Annotated in this window: 24 protein-coding genes and 1 tRNA gene; 12 read left to right on the top strand and 13 right to left on the bottom strand. The window is 63.0% G+C overall.

The features are described from left to right. Positions 1-30: 30 nt before the first annotated feature. Entirely contained in the window at positions 31-942 is a 912-nt protein-coding gene (locus BLU15_RS21365; RefSeq protein ID WP_034786836.1) for a LysR family transcriptional regulator, read from the top strand. Here the strand turns inward: BLU15_RS21365 and BLU15_RS21360 are convergent. The 4 genes from BLU15_RS21360 to BLU15_RS21345 form a co-directional block, all read right to left on the bottom strand. Beyond that, entirely contained in the window at positions 914-2,731 is a 1,818-nt protein-coding gene (locus tag BLU15_RS21360) for a GGDEF domain-containing protein (protein ID WP_090297906.1), read from the bottom strand. The two genes, BLU15_RS21365 and BLU15_RS21360, sit on opposite strands and share 29 nt — an antisense overlap. A gap of 452 nt (positions 2,732-3,183) precedes the next feature. Beyond that, a complete protein-coding gene (locus BLU15_RS21355) occupies positions 3,184-3,951 on the bottom strand; it encodes a VOC family protein (RefSeq protein WP_034786835.1) in 768 nt (255 codons plus the stop codon). Positions 3,952-4,080: 129 nt separating this feature from the next. Then, positions 4,081-4,557, bottom strand: a complete 477-nt coding sequence (locus BLU15_RS21350) for a DUF1579 domain-containing protein (protein ID WP_090297903.1) — start codon at positions 4,555-4,557, stop codon at positions 4,081-4,083. 100 nt (positions 4,558-4,657) lie between these two features. Beyond that, on the bottom strand, positions 4,658-5,386 hold the full coding sequence (locus BLU15_RS21345; RefSeq protein WP_090297900.1) for a DUF899 domain-containing protein: 729 nt from the start codon (positions 5,384-5,386) through the stop codon (positions 4,658-4,660). A gap of 61 nt (positions 5,387-5,447) precedes the next feature. Here BLU15_RS21345 and BLU15_RS21340 point away from each other — a divergent pair, with 61 nt between their 5' ends. Continuing rightward, positions 5,448-5,894, top strand: coding sequence for a MarR family winged helix-turn-helix transcriptional regulator (locus BLU15_RS21340; RefSeq protein WP_060517600.1), 447 nt, complete (start codon positions 5,448-5,450; stop codon positions 5,892-5,894). An 11-nt stretch (positions 5,895-5,905) separates the two neighbouring features. On the opposite strand, the gene BLU15_RS21335 is transcribed toward BLU15_RS21340, so the two are convergent. After that, the gene (locus BLU15_RS21335; RefSeq protein ID WP_090298080.1) at positions 5,906-6,379 is read right to left on the bottom strand and encodes a MarR family winged helix-turn-helix transcriptional regulator; all 474 of its coding nucleotides are present in this window, start codon (positions 6,377-6,379) and stop codon (positions 5,906-5,908) included. A 95-nt stretch (positions 6,380-6,474) separates the two neighbouring features. Between BLU15_RS21335 and BLU15_RS21330 the strand changes: the two genes are divergently transcribed. Continuing rightward, on the top strand, positions 6,475-6,882 hold the full coding sequence (locus BLU15_RS21330) for a GFA family protein (RefSeq protein ID WP_034786827.1): 408 nt from the start codon (positions 6,475-6,477) through the stop codon (positions 6,880-6,882). Positions 6,883-7,023: 141 nt separating this feature from the next. Continuing rightward, positions 7,024-7,428, top strand: coding sequence for a GFA family protein (locus BLU15_RS21325; protein WP_090297897.1), 405 nt, complete (start codon positions 7,024-7,026; stop codon positions 7,426-7,428). Between the two features lie 18 nt (positions 7,429-7,446). On the opposite strand, the gene BLU15_RS21320 is transcribed toward BLU15_RS21325, so the two are convergent. Next, on the bottom strand, positions 7,447-7,875 hold the full coding sequence (locus tag BLU15_RS21320; protein WP_034786824.1) for a lipocalin-like domain-containing protein: 429 nt from the start codon (positions 7,873-7,875) through the stop codon (positions 7,447-7,449). 160 nt (positions 7,876-8,035) lie between these two features. Beyond that, on the bottom strand, positions 8,036-9,874 hold the full coding sequence (gene ilvD, locus BLU15_RS21315; RefSeq protein WP_034786822.1) for a dihydroxy-acid dehydratase: 1,839 nt from the start codon (positions 9,872-9,874) through the stop codon (positions 8,036-8,038). Between the two features lie 301 nt (positions 9,875-10,175). Here ilvD and BLU15_RS21310 point away from each other — a divergent pair, with 301 nt between their 5' ends. From BLU15_RS21310 to BLU15_RS21295, 4 genes are all read left to right on the top strand, one after another. Beyond that, positions 10,176-10,667, top strand: a complete 492-nt coding sequence (locus tag BLU15_RS21310) for a hypothetical protein (RefSeq protein WP_143034241.1) — start codon at positions 10,176-10,178, stop codon at positions 10,665-10,667. Between the two features lie 11 nt (positions 10,668-10,678). Then, a complete protein-coding gene (dapA, locus tag BLU15_RS21305) occupies positions 10,679-11,617 on the top strand; it encodes a 4-hydroxy-tetrahydrodipicolinate synthase (protein WP_090297891.1) in 939 nt (312 codons plus the stop codon). An 85-nt stretch (positions 11,618-11,702) separates the two neighbouring features. After that, entirely contained in the window at positions 11,703-11,894 is a 192-nt protein-coding gene (locus BLU15_RS21300; RefSeq protein WP_060517608.1) for a hypothetical protein, read from the top strand. Positions 11,895-11,927: 33 nt separating this feature from the next. Next, positions 11,928-12,203 (top strand): hypothetical protein, encoded by a 276-nt coding sequence (locus BLU15_RS21295; RefSeq protein WP_051659088.1) that lies wholly within the window; start codon positions 11,928-11,930, stop codon positions 12,201-12,203. 91 nt (positions 12,204-12,294) lie between these two features. Here the strand turns inward: BLU15_RS21295 and BLU15_RS21290 are convergent, their stop codons facing one another. The 3 genes from BLU15_RS21290 to cpdR1 all read right to left on the bottom strand — a co-directional run bounded on the left by BLU15_RS21290 (position 12,295) and on the right by cpdR1 (position 14,264). Next, the gene (locus BLU15_RS21290) at positions 12,295-12,987 is read right to left on the bottom strand and encodes an alpha/beta fold hydrolase (protein WP_090297888.1); all 693 of its coding nucleotides are present in this window, start codon (positions 12,985-12,987) and stop codon (positions 12,295-12,297) included. A 576-nt stretch (positions 12,988-13,563) separates the two neighbouring features. After that, a tRNA-Val gene (locus BLU15_RS21285) sits at positions 13,564-13,638 on the bottom strand. A 260-nt stretch (positions 13,639-13,898) separates the two neighbouring features. After that, positions 13,899-14,264: a response regulator CpdR1 gene (gene cpdR1 / locus BLU15_RS21280; RefSeq protein ID WP_034786813.1), complete on the bottom strand. Its 366-nt coding sequence runs from the start codon at positions 14,262-14,264 to the stop codon at positions 13,899-13,901. Between the two features lie 200 nt (positions 14,265-14,464). On the opposite strand from cpdR1, the gene BLU15_RS21275 reads away from it, so the two are divergent. Together BLU15_RS21275 and hisN are read left to right on the top strand one after the other, a co-directional pair. Next, a complete protein-coding gene (locus BLU15_RS21275; protein ID WP_060517614.1) occupies positions 14,465-15,346 on the top strand; it encodes an N-formylglutamate amidohydrolase in 882 nt (293 codons plus the stop codon). 439 nt (positions 15,347-15,785) lie between these two features. Next, positions 15,786-16,559, top strand: coding sequence for a histidinol-phosphatase (gene hisN, locus BLU15_RS21270; RefSeq protein WP_060581316.1), 774 nt, complete (start codon positions 15,786-15,788; stop codon positions 16,557-16,559). Positions 16,560-16,669: 110 nt separating this feature from the next. Here the strand turns inward: hisN and BLU15_RS21265 are convergent, their stop codons facing one another. Then, positions 16,670-17,635 carry an alpha/beta fold hydrolase gene (locus BLU15_RS21265; protein WP_090297884.1) on the bottom strand — a complete coding sequence of 322 codons (966 nt, stop codon included), beginning with the start codon at positions 17,633-17,635 and terminating at the stop codon, positions 16,670-16,672. A gap of 389 nt (positions 17,636-18,024) precedes the next feature. Between BLU15_RS21265 and BLU15_RS21260 the strand changes: the two genes are divergently transcribed. Beyond that, positions 18,025-18,486, top strand: a complete 462-nt coding sequence (locus tag BLU15_RS21260) for an Hsp20 family protein (protein WP_034786801.1) — start codon at positions 18,025-18,027, stop codon at positions 18,484-18,486. 84 nt (positions 18,487-18,570) lie between these two features. On the opposite strand, the gene BLU15_RS21255 is transcribed toward BLU15_RS21260, so the two are convergent. Further along, complete coding sequence (locus BLU15_RS21255; RefSeq protein ID WP_090297881.1) at positions 18,571-19,563, bottom strand: bile acid:sodium symporter family protein; 993 nt, start codon at positions 19,561-19,563, stop codon at positions 18,571-18,573. 95 nt (positions 19,564-19,658) lie between these two features. Between BLU15_RS21255 and BLU15_RS21250 the strand changes: the two genes are divergently transcribed. After that, complete coding sequence (locus tag BLU15_RS21250) at positions 19,659-20,516, top strand: LysR family transcriptional regulator (RefSeq protein ID WP_034786796.1); 858 nt, start codon at positions 19,659-19,661, stop codon at positions 20,514-20,516. Positions 20,517-20,540: 24 nt separating this feature from the next. Here BLU15_RS21250 and BLU15_RS21245 read toward each other — a convergent pair whose 3' ends face one another. Continuing rightward, positions 20,541-21,587, bottom strand: a complete 1,047-nt coding sequence (locus BLU15_RS21245; RefSeq protein ID WP_090297876.1) for a threonine aldolase family protein — start codon at positions 21,585-21,587, stop codon at positions 20,541-20,543. Positions 21,588-21,925 lie beyond the last annotated feature (338 nt).

The following is a 21,925-nucleotide window of genomic DNA, read 5'->3' as shown; positions in this document are numbered from 1 at the left end:
GAAAGAACATCATTTGTGAGTTGAAGTCACATGTCGCGCTTGTCTATCAACCGTTCGGGGGAGATGGCGGTTTTCGCCAAGGCGGTGGAGCTCGGCGGCTTCTCGGCCGCGGCAAAGGTCTGCTGCATGACACCCTCGGCCGTCAGCAAGCTCGTGCAGAGGCTGGAGGAAAGGCTCGGCGTCCGGCTCATCAACCGCTCGACGCGGCGGCTGCAGCTGACGGCGGAAGGCTGTGCCTTCTATGAGCGGGCGGTGCGCATCCTTGCCGATATCGACGAGGCGGAGCGCGAGGCGGGTTCAGGCGAAACGCCCGAGGGCCGCGTGCGGCTAAACGTCAGCGCTTCCTATGCGGTGCATGTGCTGATGCCGGTGCTGCCGGAGTTTCTCTCGGCCTTTCCGTCGGTCTCGCTCGATATCCTGCAGACCGACGCCGTGGTCGATCTGATGGCGGAGCGGGCCGACATCGCCGTGCGCGCCGGTCCTCTGAAGTCTTCGAGCCTGATCGCCCGCAAGCTCGGCAGCACGTCGATGACGATCGTGGGCGCGCCGTCCTATCTTCAACGGTTCGGCATGCCCGAGAGTGTCGGCGACCTCGAAGCGATGAACAGGCTGAGCCATAGCTATGCGCGTTCGATCGATGGCTGGCCGCTCCTGTCGAACGGGGAGCCTTTCACGCTGGCGCCGACGGAGCAGGTCCGCGTGAGCGACGGCGAGGGTTTGCGCCAGCTTACGCTCGCCGGTGTCGGGCTGGCGCGACTGCCCACGTTTACGGTCAAGGAGGATATCCGTTGCGGCCGGCTGACGGCGGTCGCCGAGCACTTGAACCCGGGCGACATCGAGGCATTCCATGCGGTGTTCCACGGGCAGGGTGGAGCCCTGCCGGCGCGCGTGCGGGTGGTACTTGATTTCCTGGCTAAGCGCGCGCGGATTTCATCGCCTTGAACGGCTGGTCCGTCGCTTCGGCCGGCTGGCCGCAGACGCGATTGCGGCCCTCGGACTTGGCGCGATAGAGCTCGTTATCGGCAAGTTCGATCAGGTGCTTCCAGCCACCGTTCGCGCTGCGGCCTTCGGCCACGCCGAAGCTGGCGGTGACGTTCAGCTTCCGTCCGTCGGCAAGGACGATCGGTTCGTGCGCGAGGTTGACCCTGATCCTTTCGGCAAGGGCAAGGGCGGACTCGATGCTGTCGCCGGGCGTGATCACGGCAAACTCCTCACCGCCGAAGCGGGCGACGAGATCGGAATTGCGCACGGAATTGCGGATGATGCGGGCGGTTTCCTGAAGCACGATGTCGCCGATCAGATGGCCGTGGGTATCGTTGATCTGCTTGAAATGGTCGATGTCCATCAGGATCAGACAGGCGTCCTGATCCTTGCCGTCCGTGTCTTCCGCGCCGCCGATCAGCTCCAGCGCGCGGCGGTTGAGCAGGCCGGTCAGTTCGTCGGTTTCCGCCTGGCGTTCGAGATGCTGCATCAGCAGCGTGCGCTCGTCGAGGCGCTGGCGCAGGATGTCGATCGCATCGAACAGGCGCCCCATTTCGCCTTCTCCGCCCTTGCCCTGAAGGCGCGCGATCGGGCGATCATTGGCAAGCTCGATGATGCTGTGGCGCGCAAGAAGCAGCGGTTCGAACACCAGCGATCGGGCGCGCCGCATCAAGATCAGCAACATCAGGAAGAGCGAGAAGGTCGCAAGGCTCGCCACGGCGAGCTTGATCGACGCGCGGGTCTTGTTGGCGGACAGGCGCTCGACGGTCGAATCCATGAAGGCGCGACGCAGATCTTCGAGCGGTTTCATCTTCGGGACGAAAAGGTCGGTGAGCTGTTCGGCGGTCATCGGGTAGTCGCCCGAGCGTTTACCGACGGCGACGATGTTGTCGATGATCGCAAAACCTTCGGCAAAGAACTCGCGGTCGATCTTGGCGAGATCGCCGATCTTCGACGGATCCAGGCCTGGAAGCGCGCCCGGCTTGCCGACGATCGCCCAGACCTCCTGCAGCCTGCCGCGCGTGCGCTCGCTGTCGGCCAGATTCTTGATCGCGAGCGGCTTGCCGACGGCAACGGGCGCCATGACGTGCGAGCCGAGGCGACCGCCGTCCTCGCGCAGATTGGCGAGCATCTGGGCTGCAAGGGCAATGCCCGCAAGGTTCGGGTCGGTGTTGGTCAGGCGCTGAATGTTCCAGTCGATCGCGGGGCGAAGCGCATCGATCACGCCGAACATGGCCTCGATCGTCGCTTCGATTTCGGCAAGGTTCCGCCGTTCCGGCGGAAGGGCCGCAATGCGATCGACTTCCGCACGCGCAAGCATCAGCCGACGATGGACCTCGACTAGGATGGGCGAAAGCGCGCCGGCCGGTTCGGAGCGGCTGGCATTGTCGATGTCGGCGGTGATCTGAGCCAATGCCGCGTCGCTGCGGGCACGAAACTCCGCCAGCCGCGCCTGGACAGTCGAGCCGGGCGCTACGCCAAGGCCGAGCACACCGTTGGACGGGCCACGTTCGGCCGAGAGGTAGTTTGCGGCGTCGAGGACGCGGCAAAAGGCCATGACTTCCGTCAGGTTGCGGCGCGCGACGACAAAGTCGCTATAGGATGCGGCGATGATTTCGGTCGCAAGAATGCCCGTGCAGGCAACGACGATCGCCACCAGCCATTGGAGCTTGCGTCGCAGGGCCCTGGCCGTACGCGCTTCCCCCACGCCCATCTGAGGGGACGCATAGGTGCTGCCCTTATTGCTCATATGCGCGAAGTTGCTCCACTCATGTCGCCGCCCGTCTGCTCGACAATCGCGACAAATTCTTGCCACCCGACAAGAAACCCATCCGAAATCAGTGTGCTTGCCGCCCCTGCTATCGTATAAGATGTTAAATAAGCTTGAAATACCCTGAAATACTAGGGGCTAATCCGCAACCGAGGGATGCGCCCGGCGCACGGCAGACCCCAGCTTTGCGGCCCCCGTATTCGCTTTCCGGTCCATGATCGCAATAAATCCGGCCCGCCTTCTTGCCGAAAGCGGGCCTGGACTTGGTTGGTCGTCATTTTACTTCAGCAACTCTTCACGGCAACGTGATCTGTGCTGCGGCCTAAAGCGTCGCGCGTCTTATCAGACGGGCTAAGGTCGCTGTAACACTTTGATTTTCTGCAAGTCTGTTCCCTTACGTCGAGGACGATTTAAGGAGACATGCAGTCGTCTCAGCGCTTCGGCCCGACCAGTGCGAAGAGGGCGCCCTGCGGGTCGAGCGCCTGAACGATCCAGGCGCCTCCGGGGACCTCCATCGGCTCCAGCACGATCTTGCCGCCGCCAGCCTTGATGCGTTCGATGGCGGCATCGATGGCCGGTACGTTGATGTAGTAGAGCCAGTAAGGCGCGGGCACTTCCTTCGGCTTGGTCATCATCCCGCCGATCGGGGCGCCGCCATGGGCGAAGATCTGGTAGATGCCCATTTCGCCCATGTCCATGCCCTGGTCCTTCGTCCAGCCGAAGAGTTCGGAATAGAAGGGAAAGGCGGTGTCGAGGTCGCCCGAGGCAAGCTCGTGCCAGCCGATCAGTCCGGGGGCCATCGGGTCGGTGACCGGCGGCGGATCGCCCGTACCCTTGAAGATCGAGAAGACCGCGCCGTGCGGATCGGTGACGACGGCGAAGCGCCCTATACCCGGGATATCGTCCGGCGCCCGGTGCACCTTGCCGCCCTTGGCGGCGATGCTGGCGGCGCTCACATCGACATCGTCGACGCCGACATAGCCGAGCCAGGCGGGCGGCACGTTCATTTCGAGCGCGCCTTCCGGCATGGTCATCAATCCCGCCACCGGAATCTCGCCGACGTTGAACAGCGTGTAGCTGATACCGGCCATGCCGGCATCGCTGGCGGCCCAGCCGACCACGTCCTTGTAGAACGTCTCGGCGGCCGCCATGTCGGTGGTCATCAGTTCGTACCAAACGAATTTGCCGTGATCTGCCATTGCCTTCCTCCGGTTTTGCTCTGGCGCGGCGTATCTGGCGCCACTTGTTTGCCTGTTCGAATGAACTGTCGTCGGGTCAGCCTGACATGATGCATGGCCGAACAGCCAAGGCCGTCGTCAGCGCGGCTTTCAATCCCGACGTAGGTATTCCGCCGTCATCAAGTCTTTCCAGTTTCCGTCCGCTGTTTGCGCCTGCGCCGTCAGCAGCCGACGGGATGGCCCGGCAAGCGTGATGACGTCGCGGTAGCGCATGGTCCTGCCGGGTTTTTCGAAATCTGGCCCTTCGCAGTAGAGGGAGAGGGACGTGCCGTCCGCGTCCAGTTCTCCGTCATAGATCCATATGTGGGTCATCATCGAACCGACCCAGGTGCCGACGTAACGTTTCGTCTGCGGATTGAAGCCGAGCGTCATCAGCGTCTGGCCGAAGCTGCCGCCCGGCATCGTTCCCTGACCCTCGCAGACGATCCAGAGGCCTTCGAGTGACCGGACATGCTCGGTCCAGGGCCCGCTGCCATCGGGCTTGCCATCGGAGCCGGCCGTGCGAACGTGCCAGTCGCCCAGCAATTGCTCGAGCCAGCGGTGCGCTTCTTCCGGTTCTGCTCTCACGGGATTTCCTTCTTGACCGGGCGCAGACGTTCGGCCCGGCACGCGAGCGTTCTCAAAACGATTTTGCGGGCGAAAAGTTCCGTCCGCCGGGATGCGGAATTCAGCCCGCCTTGCGTCCGGGCTCCCGATCATATTCGTCGTGGCGGCGAACGAAGCTCATGGTCCCGTCCTCGTTGCGCCCCTTGGGTGTGCGGTCGAGCAGCATCAGTGTGCCCACGAGTTCCTCGAGCCCGCGAGCATAGGACGAATAGGTGTGGTAGATCGTGCCGTCCTCGCCCTTCTGGAAGGCGCTGAGACCGGGCAGTTCCTCATGCGCATTGGCGCTTTCTATGTCGGTGAAGTTGTACCCGACCTTGCCGCTTGCGAGCTCGTCTGGCGAAAAGGCCACGTGGAAGTCATGGTTGAAGCCGTTGCTTTCCGCCGAGACCCAGGGGAAATCCCACTCCATGCGTTTCTTGTAGGTTTCGATCTTTGCGAGCGGCGCGTTCGATGCGGCGACCAGCGTCACGTCGTGATGGTTGAGGTGCGGCAGCATGCCGGCGAAATGATCGACCAGGAAGGAGCAGCCGGGGCAACCGGCCTCCCAGGTGGGGCCGAACATGAAATGGTAGACCATGAGCTGGCTGCGGCCGTCGAAAAGCTCGGACAGGGATTTGCGGCCCGCCGGCGTATCGAAGACGTAGGTCTTTTCCATCTTCACCCAGGGCAAGGCCAGCCGAGCGGCATTGACCTTGTCGCGTGCGTGGGTGTGTTCCTTTTCCAGCGCAAGCAGATCTTTGCGCGCTTTCAGCCACTCTCCAGGCGATACCACTGCGTGATCCTGTCTCATGCCCGTTCCTCCTTCCAACGTTGCACTTGACTATTTACGTTGATATCAACATTAATCGGGCATGTCAAAAATGCCGCTTGTTTCGTTCGACACTACCCTGCATGTGAAGGACACCTGCCTCTGCCTGCATGTGCAACGCGCCGCGCGCGCCATTGCCCGCCGGTTCGACGAGGCGCTGCGCCCGCTCGATATCACCAACGGACAGTTCTCTCTCCTGATGTCGCTCAACCGCCCGGCGCCGCCCAATATGGGCTCGGTGGCGTCGCTTCTCGCCATGGACCGGACGACCTTGACCGCGGCGTTGAAGCCGCTGGAACGGCGCGGCCTGGTCGAAAGCTTCCCGGATGCCGACGACCGGCGGTCGCGGCGATTGCGGCTGACGACCGAAGGGCAGGCGCTGCTGGCGCGCGCCGTGCCGATCTGGCGGAACCTGCATGAGGCGCTCGATCCGGTGCTCGATGACGGCGGTTCGGACCGCCTGCGTGCCGATCTCTTAAGGCTGGCTTGACGGGCGGCCGGTCAGTCCTCGGACGGCTCTGGCGCGGGGCGCTCCTTGAGCACCTCGATCACCTCGGCGATCAAGGCAGAGGCCTGCCGCAGCCGTCGTTCGCCGAGTGCGCCGCCCAGGCCGTCCGCCCAGGCCGCCTGCCGCTCCTTGATGTCGTGCAGTGCCGTTTCTCCCGCCGCAGTCAGAACCATGAGCTTTGCCCTCTGGTGGGTCGGGTTGTCCCTGTAGGCGATCAGCCCTTCGGCCTCCAAGAGATCGGCGATGCGCTGCACCCCCTGGCGCGCAAGGCCGAGCGCGCGTGCCGCATCGGCAACTGACATCGGCGCATGGTTTGCCGCGGCCAGCACCTGCCAGCGGGCGCTCGTCTGTCCGGAAGGTTTGGCGAGTGCGTCGCCGGCCTGCGTCAGCGGGCCCGCTAGCCGCAGTACCGATATGGCGAACTCCGCAAAGGCGTCTCCGACGGGTGTCCGATCGGGATCTTTCATGTTGACAGCACCACCGTCGTGTGAATGTTTGTATGACATCATGTTGTCATGATTCGGTCGTTTCAGCAAGTCAATTTAGCAAGGGAGATGAGAGCATGGCGAGAAGGACTTACAGCGGCGGTTGCCATTGCGGCAAGGTCAGATACGAAGCGACTTTCGATCTCGATGCGGGGACGACGCGATGCAATTGCTCGTTCTGTGGCAAGGCCCGCTACTGGGGTGCACAGGTCCAGCCGGAGGATTTTCGCCTCCTGTCACCGGAAGATCAGGTTGGGCTCTATCAGTTTGGCGCCAAGGTTGGCAACCACCGCTTCTGCCCTGCCTGCGGCATCGCCTCCTATAGCCATGGTTATGTCGAGGAACTCGGCGGCGCCTATTGCAGCATCAATGTCGCAACGCTGGACGATGTCGATCCGACGGTCCTGGCTAAGGTGTCGGTGCAATATCTGGATGGCCGGAACGACCGCTGGGATGAAACGCCTGCCGAATTCCGTCATCTCTGACGCGTGCGAGATCTCGCTCCTATTTGACAATATGTTGTCAATATGGCATATGGACTGCATGAGTTTCACCTGGCAGCATATCGCCTGCCGGGTGGGCGGCAATAGGGGGCCTGCCTGGCCCGCCACGCAGGAGCGACGGGTATGAAACTGACCTATAATGGAAGCTGCCATTGCGGAAACATCCGCTATGAGGCCGACATCGACCTCGATGCCGGCACCGGCAAATGCAACTGTTCGATTTGCTGGAAGCGGCGCTACTGGGGGGCGGTCGTGAAGCCCGACGCCTTCCGGCTGCAGTGCGACGAAGCCAATATCGCCGACTACCAGTTCGGCAGCGACAGCGTGCATCACCGCTTCTGCAGGACCTGCGGCGTTGCCGCCTTCGGCCACGGCTATATCGAGGAGATTGGCGGCGCCTATTACTCCGTCAACCTCGCCTGCCTCGACGACCTCGATCCGGCGGTGCTGGCCGAAGCACCGGTGCAGTACATGGACGGGCGCAACAACAACTGGTTCCACGCGCCAGCCGAGACCCGTCACCTCTAGAGCCCACAGCTAAGCTGGTTACATCTTGCGAAATTCGAGGTGGTAGATGACCTCCTCGCCGGTTGCCGGGTCCACGCCCGGCGCGCCGTAGATCACCAGCTTATCCCCTTGCAGGACAAAGGGGCGGATCAGGTCGGAGACGCCCCAGGCCGGGTTCCAGCTTGCCTCGACATGATGGATGATCCGGCCGTCCTTGAGCGAATAGGAGCCGGAATAGGCGAGCATGGAATCAAACAGTGCCGCCTTTTCGTCGTGAGACGGCACGAGTCCTTTGAGCTGCGGTCGATCGCGTTTCACCACAACGGCGGTCATCCGGCCATCGGGAAAGTACGAGAGATAGCCGATAGGATCAGGGCCCATGGCATCGGTGACCTCGCCAGTGGCGACGACCTCGCGCGTCCAGGAAAGCATCTTCCAGGTGCCGAGCAATCCAGACTCGTCCGCCATGACCCACCTGTTTGATTTTAGGGTAAACTAAAATAGCAGATGCTTCCTGTCCGGCAAAGCCGGGCGGATCCCTAGGATGAGATCAAAGAAAAGGGCCCCCGACGCGCGGGAGCCCTTCGCTGTTTCTTGCGCCGCTCGGGCCCTGCCCGAACGTAGCTGGTCAGTGTTCGCCGAGGTCGCGCACAGCACCGCGGTCGGCGGAGGTGGCAAAGGCGGCATAGGCCTTGAGCGCCGTCGTCACCTTGCGCTTGCGCTGTTCGGTCGGCTTCCAGCCCTGGGCGTCCTGCTCAGTGCGGCGACGGCTAAGTTCCGCCTCGTCGACGCGCAGGCTGATCGTGCGGTTCGGGATGTCGATGTCGATCATGTCGCCTTCGCGCACCAGGCCGATTGTGCCGCCATTGGCCGCTTCCGGCGAAACGTGGCCGATCGACAGGCCCGAAGTGCCGCCGGAGAAGCGGCCGTCGGTGATCAGCGCGCAGGCTTTGCCGAGGCCCTTCGATTTCAGGTAGCTCGTCGGATAGAGCATTTCCTGCATGCCCGGGCCGCCCTTGGGGCCTTCATAGCGGATGACGACGACGTCGCCAGCCTTGATCTCGTTGCCGAGGATCGCCTTGACCGACGCATCCTGGCTTTCGAAGACGCGGGCCGGGCCGGAGAACTTCAGGATGCTCTCGTCGACGCCCGCGGTCTTCACGATGCAGCCGTCGATCGCGATGTTGCCCTTCAAGACGGCGAGGCCGCCATCCTTGGAGAAGGGATGTTCGACCGAGCGGATGACGCCCTTTTCGCGGTCGGTGTCGAGCTCGTCCCAGCGCGCTTCCTGGCTGAAGGCCACCTGGGTCGGGATGCCGCCCGGTGCCGCGCGGAAGAAGTTGCGAACGGTTTCGCTGGTCGTGCGGGTGATGTCCCAGCGGTCGATGGCGTCGCCGAGCGTGGCGCTGTGGACCGTCGGGCAATCGCGGTTGATGAGGCCGCCCTTCTCGAGTTCGCCGAGGATCGACATGATGCCGCCGGCACGGTGCACGTCTTCCATGTGCACGTCGCTTTTCGCCGGAGCGACTTTCGACAGGCAGGGAACCTTGCGCGACAGGCGGTCGATGTCCGCCATGGTGAAATCGACCTCGCCCTCGTGGGCCGCGGCGAGAATGTGCAGCACGGTGTTGGTCGAGCCGCCCATGGCGATATCGAGCGCCATGGCGTTTTCAAACGCCTTCTTCGAGGCGACCTTGCGCGGCAGCACGTTCTCGTCTTCCTGCTCGTAATAGCGGCGGGCGAGATCGACGACCAGGTGGCCGGCCTCGACGAAGAGGCGCTTGCGGTCGGCGTGGGTGGCGAGCGTCGAGCCGTTGCCGGGCAGCGACAGGCCGAGCGCTTCGGTCAGACAGTTCATCGAGTTGGCGGTGAACATGCCGGAGCAAGAGCCGCAGGTCGGGCAGGCCGAGCGTTCGATGACCTTGACGTCCTCGTCCGAGACGTTGTCGTCGGCTGCGGCGACCATGGCGTCGACCAGGTCGAGTGCATGCGTCTTGCCGTGCAGCACGACCTTGCCGGCCTCCATCGGGCCGCCGGAAACGAAGACGGCGGGGATGTTGAGACGCAGCGCCGCCATCAGCATGCCGGGCGTGATCTTGTCGCAGTTGGAGATGCATACCATGGCGTCGGCGCAGTGGGCGTTGACCATGTACTCGACGCTATCGGCGATGATTTCGCGCGACGGCAACGAATAGAGCATGCCGTCGTGACCCATGGCGATGCCGTCGTCGACGGCGATGGTATTGAATTCCTTGGCGACGCCGCCAGCAGCCTCGATCTCGCGGGCGACGAGCTGGCCAAGATCCTTAAGGTGCACGTGGCCGGGCACGAACTGGGTGAACGAGTTCACCACCGCAATAATCGGCTTGCCAAAATCGCTGTCCTTCATGCCCGTCGCGCGCCAGAGGCCGCGGGCACCGGCCATGTTGCGGCCGTGGGTGGTGGTACGTGAGCGATAGGCAGGCATGGCATGTTCCTTCACGGACAAGGGGTATTGCTCGGGAATGGCGATCCCTGATCGCCACCGAAGGGGCTACCTAGCGCAAAATTGCGCGCGCGTCATCTTTTGCGTCAGATTATTTCGACGCTGCGCGCGCTGTCGCGCCAGGCTTTCGCCGCTTCGGAAATCAAATCTAGACCGCGGCCGGCGCCTTGGACAACACCCGCCGAAGCGCTTTACGGAAATCTTATGTCGAGCGCCTGAAGTCGCAATCGAAACTGGACGCCTGACGGGTCTAGCCTTGTCGCATCGAATAGGGATGCGTGCCATGTCTCTCCAGGATTTAAACATCAACCGTCATTTGCCCGGGGCTCTACGCGAGGTCGATGCGGGCCCTGAGCTCACCGGTGGCGAAAGGGCTCCGGAGGCGCTCGATGCGCTCATGCTGCGGCTCACCGGCGTTCGCCGCCTGCGCGAGCACCATGTCTGGGAGGCGGTGCGGGTGATCGCGGACCTGCCGGACCTGACGGCTGGAGAATGGCCGTCGCGTCGGTTCCGTGAACTGATGGCCGCCGATGCGCTGGTCGATGCCGTCATTCACCTGACGTCGGCGACCGAAGCGAAACTGTGCCTTCGAACGCTCAGTCACGAGTTCGGGCTGTGGACCTGCGCGCTGCGCTATCAACCAACCGGAGCCGGCCGCATCACCTTCAAGGCACGGCATGCCGACCTTGCCGCGGCGATCCTTGGCGCCTTCCTGCGCTCCTGCCGCGGCCATCAGCTTGCGGCTGCTGCCGGCCGTGGCCAACTTCCCACCTGAAGGATATTTCCATGAACATGCATTCGCTGCGCCTCGAAGGCGCGATCACGGCGCTCGTCACGCCGTTCCGGGACGGCAAGGTTGATGTCGTCGGCCTGATGTCGCTCGTGGAATGGCAGATCCGACACGGCATTTCCGGCGTCGTCGCCTGCGGCACCACCGGCGAGGCGCCGACGCTGTCGCGGGCGGAACGGGCCATGGTGATCGAACGCTGCGTCGAGGTGGCGGAACGCAAGATCCCGGTTATCGCCGGAACCGGCACCAACATTACTGCGACGACGATCGAACTGACGGCGGAAGCCAGAACGCTCGGCGCCGACGCGGCGCTCGTCGTTGCGCCCTATTACAGCAAGCCGTCGCAGGAGGGGCTTTATCGCCACTTCGAGGCGGTCGCCCGGGCGGTGGATCTTCCCGTCATCATCTACAATGTGCCCTCGCGCACTGGGGTCGATCTCGCCGCGCGGACGATCGAGCGGCTGGCGGAGCTTCAAAATGTCGTCGGCATCAAGGACGCCACCGGCGACGTCGGTCGCTTCCTGTCTTCGTCGCCAGCCCTCAAGGCCAGGCTCATGCAGCTCTCGGGTCACGACCAGACGGCGCTGCCGTTCAATCTCTGCGGCGGTCACGGCACCATCTCGGTGGCGTCCAATGTCGTGCCGCGGCTGGTGGTCGCCATGCACCAGGCTGTCACGACCGGAAATGTCGCAGCGGCGCTCGCCCTTCATGAGCGGCTCCGCCCGCTGCTCACGGCGCTCGAGCGCGAGACCAATCCGGGGCCGGTGAAATACGCGTTGCACCTGGTGCGGGCGCTCAGCCCGGAGGTGCGTCTGCCGCTGACGCAGGTGGCGCCGGAGACGGCGGCCGAGATCCGCGCGGCGCTCGAACCGCTGACCGAGCTTCCAGCCTCCACTCAGATCGGCCGCGGGGTGCGCATCGCGCTTGCTGGCTGACGGTTCGTCATCGCACGGATCTGTCGTGCCCGATTGCCGCGGCGGTTCCCGCCGTCCGCATCCATCTCACCCGAAAGGAAAGACCATGTCCCGTTTCCCCCATCTTGCCGCGCGCGCCGCTGAGCGCCGGCGCATCGAAAGCAGCGAGCGCGCCGAGCGCATTCCGCCCAGGGACAGCGCCGTTCGCGATGCCTTTCTCGGCATCGGCATCAGGCTCGCCGTCGTCCTCGGCCTTGCCTACGGCATCCAGGCCGCACTTCCGTGGATTGCCGGCTAAGGCTTCGCTTTCGTCAACAAGGATTGTTCGATCATGGGCAGTATGCAGCAGATCCGTCGTGGTTTCCTGGCGCGCGCGCGTTTCGTCGTCGGCCGCGACCGGCACGGCTGGTGGGTCGTATCCGACCGCAAGGGTCTCGTCGGCGGCCTCTTTACCAATGAGAGCGCCGCAATCCATTTCGCCGTCGAAGCGAGCGACCGGCATCCGGAGGAGGTGTGTCGCGCGCCGGAAGGGGCGGCCATCGATCTTGATACGTTTTCGCGCCGGCCGAGGGCCATGCGACAGCGCCGGCGCGGCGCCTATGCCTGACGCCGCATCCTGATGCAGGCGTAAGGAAGAAACCCCACCAGCTCGGCGCTGGCGGGGTTTTCTCTTGTCGGGGTGCTGCGCTGGCGGACGCTCAGCCGAGCGAAGCGATCGCCTCGTCGATCAGCGCCACGATCTCCTTGGCGTGCGAGGCAAGGGAGGCGTGGCTGGCATCGAGCGTGATGATCTTCTTCGCCTTGATGCGCTCGGCCATCCATTGTTCGGTTTCCGGCGGGATCATGTGGTCGTGGCGCGAGACCTGGTACCAACTGGGCTTCGTCTTCCAGGCGGGAGCCCCGGCCCTGTCCTCGAAGCAACGCCCGGCGATCGGTTTCTGTGCGACCGCCATGACCAATGCTTCGGTCTCGCTCAGGTCCTGGCCGAAACTCTCACGGAACGTATCCTGCGCCAGCCAGAGGAAGCCGTCCTTGTCGGGACGGATGCTGGCGGCGCCGGATGGCGGCTCGCGCCTTGCAAAGATGCTGCCGAGGCTGTCGCCTTCATCCGGCGCGAAGGCCGCGACATAGACGAGCCCGACGACGTTGGCCGCATGACCGGCGCCGCTGATAACAGCACCACCATAGGAGTGGCCGACGAGCAGGGTCGGGCCCTCGAGCGATTCGGCCAGCTTGCGGGTGCGCTCGACGTCGTCGGCAAGCGAGGTCAGCGGGTTCTGAACCGCGGCAATTCTGTAGCCCTTGGCGTGGAGCGGCGGAATGACATGGCGCCAATGGGAGGCATCGCCCCAGGCGCCGTGCACAAGCACGATGTTCTTGACTGCCGGCATGATCAGTTCCTTTCGCTCGAATGGAGAGGTGCTCGGTTCGGCATCACACCCGCTCGTGGTGAGGCGAGGCATACTGCCCGTCGTCGGTTTTGGTGGGTTCCCTTGCTTTGCGCCTGGCGCGTGGCAAGGCGTTGAGATTGCAGACGTAAATTAGGGCGGGAAGGCGTGCGTTCCATGACGCAAACCACAAATTTTCGTGACGGAAGACCAACCCGGCGCGTCCCCGCAGGCGGTGGCCGCGATAGCAGGCCGATGGCGACAGGATGAGGAGGAGACGGGGTCCCAGAGCGGCGTATTGGGGCTACGGGGCATCGCTCTGGGACCGGTTGCGCCCAGGAGGCGGGCTGTGCTTCCGGGCGCATCGGCATCAAGCCACCGCGAAGCCGATTCGACAATGCGCCCCGGACCTTTGCCGGCCCCCGTCGGACCAAAGTCTGAGCGTTGGCTGTGGGCAACTTGGCGCACAGCGTTTTGATCAAGGCCGCGGCGAGCGGGCCGTTCGTCTGTTGCTGCCAGGAAGAAATCGAGGGAAACGAAAAAGGCCTTTCAATTTCTCGAAAGGCCTTTGAATTCGAATGGTGGGCGTGACAAGGATCGAACTTGTGACCCCTACGATGTCAACGTAGTGCTCTCCCGCTGAGCTACACGCCCATCCGATGTGGCGCATAGACCACAAAAGCCGTTGTCGCGTCAATAGGGTTTTCGAAGGTTTTTTGACAGAAATTTAGAGGCGGTGATTTTCCCCATGGGGGCGGCGTCGATGAGACACCGGCAAGACGCCGGATTTGCTGGGATTCTGCTAAGGTATTGAAACGAAAAGACCGCCGGAGATCCCTGTGGATCGCGGCGGTCGGTTCTAAGTCGCATTCTTTACAGTCGCGGGACGTCGCGCCTGTGGAAAACTGCCTTGATCAGGCAGCAGCCAGCATCTTGTTGACCTCGTCGACGAGGTCACGCAGGTGGAAGGGCTTGGACAGCACCTTGGCATCCTTCGGCGCCTTGCTGTCGGGGTTGAGCGCAACGGCGGCAAAGCCGGTGATGAACATGACCTTGAGGTCCGGGTCGAGTTCCGTCGCGCGCCGCGCCAGTTCGATGCCGTCCATCTCAGGCATGACGATGTCGGTCAAAAGGAGCGAGAACGGTTCTTCGCGAAGCCGGTCGTAAGCGCTGGCGCCGTTGTCATAGGACATGACCTTGTAGCCGGCCTTTTCCAGCGCCTTCACCAGGAACCGGCGCATGTCGTTGTCGTCTTCGGCAAGAAGGATTTTCGCAGTCATGAATTGGGCCGTGCTTCTCTTTATTCAGTTCATTGCGCGTAGATTGCGGCGTTTTATCCAAACCGCAACGCGGTAAATATCTCGTGAACGCGGGACGTCAATTCCCCGGGATGCTGTGATTGGCCACTATGGACACAGAGCGGGCCAACTGGCAACATGATGACAATTGCAAGTACCGCATATGGTAAAAAAGGGTTCAGATGGGGGAAATTGCGGAGAGGGAACTGTTCGAGGTCCTTGAACCTCCAATCCAGCGCATTCCCTTTGTGTTCAATTCGCCGCACAGCGGCCGCTCCTATCCCCAGAGTTTTCTCGACCAGTCCAGGCTCGACGCGCTTTCGATTCGCCGGTCGGAAGACCACTATGTCGATGAGCTGTTCCAGAACGCGACGTTCCTCGGCGCGCCGATGCTGCTTGCGCATTTCCCGCGCGCCTTCCTCGACGTCAACCGCGAGCCATACGAACTCGATCCGCGCATGTTCGACGGGCCGCTACCGCCGCATGCCAACATCAGCTCGATGCGCGTCGCAGGCGGGCTCGGAACGATCCCGCGGCTGGTGGCCGAGAACATGGAAATCTATCGTGGACGGTTCCCGGTCGAGGACGCGCTGACGCGGATCGAGACGATCTACAAGCCCTATCACGCCACCTTGCGCAAGCTGATCGCGCGCACACACGTGCAGTTCGGCCTCTCGGTGCTGATCGACTGCCATTCGATGCCGGGCAACGTGCATTTGCCGGGCAGCGCCCAGCGGCCCGACTTCATCATCGGCGATCGTTACGGTACCAGTGCTGCCGGTGAGCTTTCGCGCGCTGCGGTCGATCTGCTGCAGCAGCTCGGCTACAGCGTCGTGCGCAACAAGCCCTATGCCGGCGGCTTCATCACCGAGCACTACGGCCGGCCGACGCGCGGGCTGCATGCGCTGCAGATCGAGATCAACCGGGCGCTCTATGTCGACGAGGCGACGCTGGTGCGCAAACCTGGCTTCGGTGCGCTGGTTGCCGATCTCACGACCTTCATCGGCTCGCTTGCCCGCCACGTCGAGGACTACGGCGCTTACCTGCCGCTGGCGGCCGAGTAGCCTTTCCCAAAAATCAGGAAGAACCGGCAAAGCGGGATGGCGTCCAGCAAGGTACTGGCGACGCTTGGTATTTTGCTGTCGGGGAGGTTCAAAAAAAACCGCGCCAACGGCGCGGTCAAGTCTAGGGAGGAAACACCCAAGGAGGGTATTTACAGTCACAGGTGACTGTAGGAAAACCATAATATTGCACTGCACAAATGTCAAGTTTGCCGGTGAAAACTTTTGCGTCGCGTCAAAAGTTTTTCAGCCGGAAATGGCGAATCAACCGATTGAATTCTCCAAAGTCGCGTTTGAAGTGCGAAGCGGTCGTGGTGCAGTGCGAAATGCTTCGGCCCTGACGCCGACGACGCCCGCAGGTGGGCGTGCTCGGTCGTTTGCCTTTCGACAAATTTCGTCTATGCAGGACGTACCTTCCTCCATGTTTTCCTGAGAGATCGCCATGTTGCCTGACCGCGCCTTCTTCGATCGTCTTGCAGATGCCGCCAAGGCGGAAACCCTGCCGCGCTTTCGGATCGGGACCAGCGTGGTCAACAAGCTGGAGAGCGGCTTCGATCCGGTAACGGAAGCGGACCAATCGGCGGAAGCGGCGATCCGCGCGCTGATCGAGGCGCATTTCCCGGACCATGGCATTCTTGGCGAAGAGCACGGCAATATCGGCCTCGACCGCGAGTATGTCTGGGTCATCGACCCGATCGACGGCACGCGCGCCTTCATTTCCGGCTTGCCGGTCTGGGGCACGCTGGTCGGCCTCTATCGCAATGGCGAGGCGGTCATGGGCCTGATGGACCAGCCTTTCACCGGCGAGCGCTATTTCGCCGACGGCACGAAATCGGTCTACCGCGGGCCGGGTGGCGAGCAGGTGCTTTCGACGCGCGCCTGCAGATCGCTTGACGACGCGGTGCTTTTCACCACCTCGCCGCATCTCTATTCCGGCGATCTCAAGACCCGCTATGAGACGGTGCAAAGCAAGGTGCGGCTGTTCCGCTACGGCTGCGATTGCTACGCATTCGCGCTTCTGGCCGCCGGCCATGTCGATCTGGTAATCGAATGCGGGCTGAAGCCCTATGATGTCGGCGGGCTCATCCCTCTGATCGAGCAGGCCGGCGGCATCGTCACCAACTGGCAGGGCGGTCCGGCGGAAATGGGCGGCGAAGTTATTGCTGCCGGCAATGCCGAACTGCACGCGCAGGCGCTGGAAATCCTGAAGGGCTGATCCGCCCTGCGCCTCGCGCGGCAGGTGCAGATATCCGTAAAATCAACGTGTTACAGTGACCTTTGCGCGTCTGATAGGACGTGCGGCGCTGTCGCGAGCGATCGCTTGCTTCAGGCGGCGCTGGTTTCGCGCGCGTCGCCTTCTTCGGGGATGACGAAGGCGAGGATCGCTGCCATCGCCTGGGCGCGGTAGCGGTCCGCCTCGTGCAGCAGCTCGTGTCGGGCGCCGTCGATCGGGATCATCTGGGCGGCGCGGAAATTGCGCGCCAGCCATTCGACGGCGATATGGGGTACCAGCCGATCGGCCGTCGGTGCCAGGATGATCGTCGGCAGGGTGATGCGGGTCAGATGCTCGCGGCGGATGACCCGGCGCATGGCGTGGAAAGCCTCGCTCAGCCAGCGCGCCGTCGGGGGCCCGAGCCTAAGTTCCGGATGCGCATCGGTTAGCGTGATGTTGCGGGCGTAGCGGCGGCGATCGGCCGTCAGCACGTTGTTTTCGAAGGGGCGGTTGCCCTTGTCGGGGTGTGCCGGCAGGGCGCCGAGGCCGACCAGCCGCATGAAGGTCGCAACCGTCGCGATGCTCTTTTCGCCGAGCGCCTGGCCGCCAAGGCCGACGAAGGGTGCGAGCACTACAAGCCGATCGATGCGGCTTGCCAGCATCGGGGCGAGGGAGAGGGCAACGAGAGCGCCCATGGAATGGGCGACGATCGAGAAGGGCAGGCGGGTATCGGGCAGCACGATCTGTTCGAGGAAGGTGCTGAGGTCGCGCTCATAGTCGGAAAAGTGGTCGACATAACCGCGTCCGGGGTGCGCCAGCAGCCGCTCGGAGCCGGCCTGGCCGCGCCAGTCGAAGGTGGCGACCCAGAGGCCGGCCGCAGTCAGATCGGCAATCGTCTCGAAGTACTTCTCGATCGATTCGTTGCGGCCCTGCAGCAGAACGACCGTGCCGCGCGCCACCGGCTGCTTCGTCTTGAAGATCGCATAGCGGATCTTGCGGCCGCCGATGCCATCGAAAAAGCCAGCGACATGATTGTCCGGGATCGGATTGTCCGGTGTCGCGTGGAGGATCGAGGTCATGGGGTCGTGGCCGGAGGTGAAAGCGTGTTGATCGGTAGCATCAAGGGATAGGCGGCAGGGTCTTCGCCGTCAAAGAAAAAAGCCGGAAACGGTGGGTGAAATCCGGACGATCACCGTTTCCGGCCGCTGAAGGGGAAGGGACATGTCACTTCAGCCTGGGCGTTGCGGCCCAGGATTTTGTTTTAGTCCCGTCGGGCTGAACGGAAGCCGAAGCCGGCGTTCATGTCGGGTTCACGGAAAAATCGTCGGCGGGGGCGTCTTGAAGTCGTCAAATCGCCTCCCCAAATCAGGGTCACGGGCGCCGAAGACGGGTCCGTTCACCGGTCCTGCCACTGCCAGAATGGGGTGGCCGACCAGACATCGCAAAAAGTTGCTCCAAGGAGGACACCATGCGTCACTTCGATTTCTCTCCCCTTTACCGCTCCACCGTCGGATTCGACCGCCTGTTCACCATGCTCGACAGCCTCGGCCAGCCGGGTGAAGCCCAGACCTATCCGCCCTACAACATCGAGCGCACCGGCGAAAACGCCTACCGCATTACCATGGCCGTTGCCGGTTTCGACGAGAGCGAGCTTTCGATCGAGGCGCGTGAACACACGCTGACGGTCAAGGGCGAAAAGGCCGAGGACAAGGGCGAAGAAAGCCAGTTTCTCCATCGCGGCATTGCCAAGCGCGCCTTCGAGCGCCGCTTCCAGCTCGCCGATCACGTGGAGATCAAGTCCGCTTCGCTGAAGAATGGCTTGCTGCACATCGATCTTACCCGCGAGATCCCGGAAGCCGCCAAGCCCCGCCGGATCGAGATCGCGTCGGTCGCATCGCAGCCGAAGCAGATCGAGGCTCAGACCCTCTGAACATCACGCCCGAACAGGGCATGAAACAGACCTCCCACAAAGAACGGCGTCCTCTACGGGCGCCGTTTTTTGTTGCCGGATCAATCAGGGCTGGGCCGGTACCGGCATGGCGGAAGCCGCCGCTTTCCTTGCTGCATAACGCTGGGCAATCACCGCGCAGGCCATCAGCTGGATCTGGTGGAACAGCATGACGGGCAGCACGATCGCGCCGATGTTCTGGCCGGCGAAGATGGCGCTTGCCATCGGGACGCCGCTCGCAAGGCTCTTCTTCGAGCCGCAGAAGGTGATGGCGATCTCGTCGGCCTTGTCGAAACCGAGCAGGCGGCTGCCGTACATGGTGACAGCAAGCACGAGTGCCAGCATGACGATTTCGATGACGACGAGCACGCCGAGATCGGTCAGAGAAAACGTCTGCCACAGGCCGGAGGTGACCGCCTGGCTGAAGGCGAGGTAGACGACCATCAGGATCGAGCCGCGATCGACCGGCGCCAACAGTCCCTTGCGGGCGCGGATCCAGTTGCCGATCACGGGCTGCAGCATCTGGCCGACGACGAAGGGGGCAAGCAACTGCAGCAGGATCTGCTTGACCGCATCGAGCGTGACGGTGCCATGGCCGCCGGCGGAAAACAGCAACCCGACGAGCAGCGGCGTCAGGAACATGCCGAAAATGTTGGAGGCCGACGCGGAGCAGATCGCGGCCGGCACATTGCCACCGGCCATGGAGGTGAATGCGATCGACGACTGCACCGTCGAGGGCAGCACGCAGAGGAAGAGGATGCCGGTATAGAGCGATTGCGGCAGGATCGAATCCGGCACGAAGCCGACCGCAAGGCCGATGAGCGGGAAGAGCACGAAGGTCGAGGCAAGGATGGTCAGGTGCAGGCGCCAATGCAGGATGCCGGCGATCACCACGTCGCGCGACAGGCGCGCCCCGTGCAGGAAGAAGACCATTCCGACAGCCACCTTCGTCGCCAATCCGAACCATTCGGTTGCCTCGCCATGGATCGGCAGGACGGATGCAAGCAGCACCGTCGCCAGAAGCAGGATCGTGAAGGTATCGGGAAGGTAGCGGCGCATATCAGCTCACTTGCTCGTTATCGAACGTCTTGCGGGGATCGCTCATTGTGAAGCAGGATGCAAGGAATAACAGTTATCACGAAATGAGATGAGCTATGTTGGATCTCGTGCAGTTGCGCAGTTTCGTCGCCCTCGAACAGATGGGCAGCTTCACGCTTGCAGCGGAAAAACTATCGCTCGGGCAATCGACGGTCAGCCAGCATATCCAGCGGCTCGAAGCCTCGCTCGGACGCACGCTCGTCGACCGCGATACGCACCGCGTTTCGCTGACGGCAGACGGGCAGGCGCTGCTTGCCCACGCGCGCTCGATGCTGGCGATCGACGGCGAGGTCCGGGCGCTGTTTGCCGAAAGCAGTTTGCGCGGTCGTCTCCGCCTCGGGGTCTCCGAGGACTTCGTCATGAGCCGGCTGCCGGCGGTGCTGGAAGACTTCGTCCGCGCCCATCCGTCGGTCGATCTGGAACTCACGGTGGCCTTGAGCGGCGTGCTCTACCAGATGCAGGACAATGGCGAGATCGATCTGGTGCTTGCCAAGCGCAGGCTCGGCGACCTCAGAGGCGAGCTCGTCTATCGCGAACCGCTGGTTTGGCTGGCGCGCGATCCCGAGAGGATCAAGCGCGACAAGGTGCTGCCGCTGATCGCCTTTCCGCCGCCGAGCATCACCCGCAGCGTCGCGCTCGAAGTGCTCGACCGCCACCGCCTGCCGTGGCGGATCGTATGCACCTGTGGCAGCCTCAGCGGCCTGACGGCGGCGGCCCGTGCCGGCATGGGCGTGCTCGTGCAGCCGCGCAGCATGGTGCCCTCGGGGCTGAAGGAAATCCCGGCCGGGCTCCTGCCGCCGCTCGAAGACGTGGAATTCGTGCTGGTGCCGAGCAAGGGCGTCGACCGAAAGCTGAGTGCGGCGCTCTCGGTCGAAATCCTCGCCAATCTGAGGACCCTGCAAGGGCAGTCTTGAAGGCAGGGCTGATACCGATACCGCTCAGCAGCCGGCGACGAAGCGGTCGACGTCCTCGGCCTTGGTCGCAAAGCTGGTGACGAGGCGATAGAGGCCCTCGTTCTCAGCAAGCTTGCCCTCGAGGTCGTGCGGCACTGGCCAGTCGTAGAAGACGGCGCCATCCTGCCTGAGCTTCGTCGCCACATCCTTGCTGATGATGGCGAAGACCTCGTTGGCATCGGCCTGCCAGGCAAGCCGGCTCGTCTTTGCGGCGGCAATGCCCTCGGCCAGGCGTGTGGCCATGGCGTTGGCGTGACGGGCGAGGTTCAGCCAGAGATCGCCGGCGAAATAGGCGTCGAACTGCGCCGAGACGAAACGCGACTTGGAGAAAAGCTGGGCGGAGCGCTTGCGCAGGAAGTGCATCTCGTGGGCCTTGGAGAGGTCGAACAGCACCAGCGCCTCGGCGCACCAGCAGCCGTTCTTGGTGCCGCCGAAGGAGACGAGGTCGACGCCGCGCTTCCAGGTCATTTCGGCGGGCGTTACGTCGAGGCTGACCAGCGCGTTGGCGAAGCGCGCACCATCCATGTGCAGCGGCAGCTTGTGTCCCTTGGCGACGGCCGCGATCGCTTCGATTTCGGCGAGCGAATAGACCGTGCCGCTTTCCGTCGCCTGCGTCAGCGATACCGCACTGGGCTGGCCGCCATGGACGTTATCGAGCGGGAAGCGCCGGATCTCGGCTTCAAGGCGGGAGGCCTCCATCTTGCCCCGCGGTCCGTCGACGGGTTTCAGTCGGGCGCCATGCGAAAAGAATTCGGGCGCGCCGCATTCGTCGGCGATGACATGGGCCTCGCGATGGCAGAAGGCGACGCCGCCGGCGCGGTTGGCTGTTGCCAGTGCCAGCGAATTGGCGGCTGTTCCGGTGCCGACGAAGAAGACGGCGACGTCCCTTTCGAAGATGTCCGCGAACTTCTTTTCCACCTTCCGGTCAAGCTCGCTGGTGCCATAGGCCGACGCGTAGCCGCCGGCATGGGCCATCAGGCTTTCGGCAATCGCGGGATGGGCGCCAGCCCAGTTATCAGACGAAAAAATCATCACTTCTCACCCTGTTTCACCGTCAATTCGACGGCTTTTTCCGACCTTAGCCGAGTTTATAGCCGGATCAATCACGGTCAGCGGGCGAAAGGCCAACAGGAGACCAGTTTGAAACCAAAATGAAGAAAACGACGATATGTCGTAATTAAATTATAAAAGCCGGAAATTTCCGGCAATGTTCGGCAAAATCTTCTCCATTATTTGCTGATATGCCTCTTGCAGAGGGGGGTGGTTTCTGGCATAGAGCACATGAAATAGGACAGGTTTGCTGTCCTATTTCGGTCTAGGGACCGGAACAATCGCCGTGAGTGCCTAAAAAAGTGGCATCCGGCGTGCGA

Source organism: Ensifer sp. YR511 (genome assembly GCF_900103045.1).
Lineage (GTDB): Bacteria > Pseudomonadota > Alphaproteobacteria > Rhizobiales > Rhizobiaceae > Ensifer > Ensifer adhaerens.
This window is presented reverse-complemented; position numbering and strand designations above follow the sequence as displayed.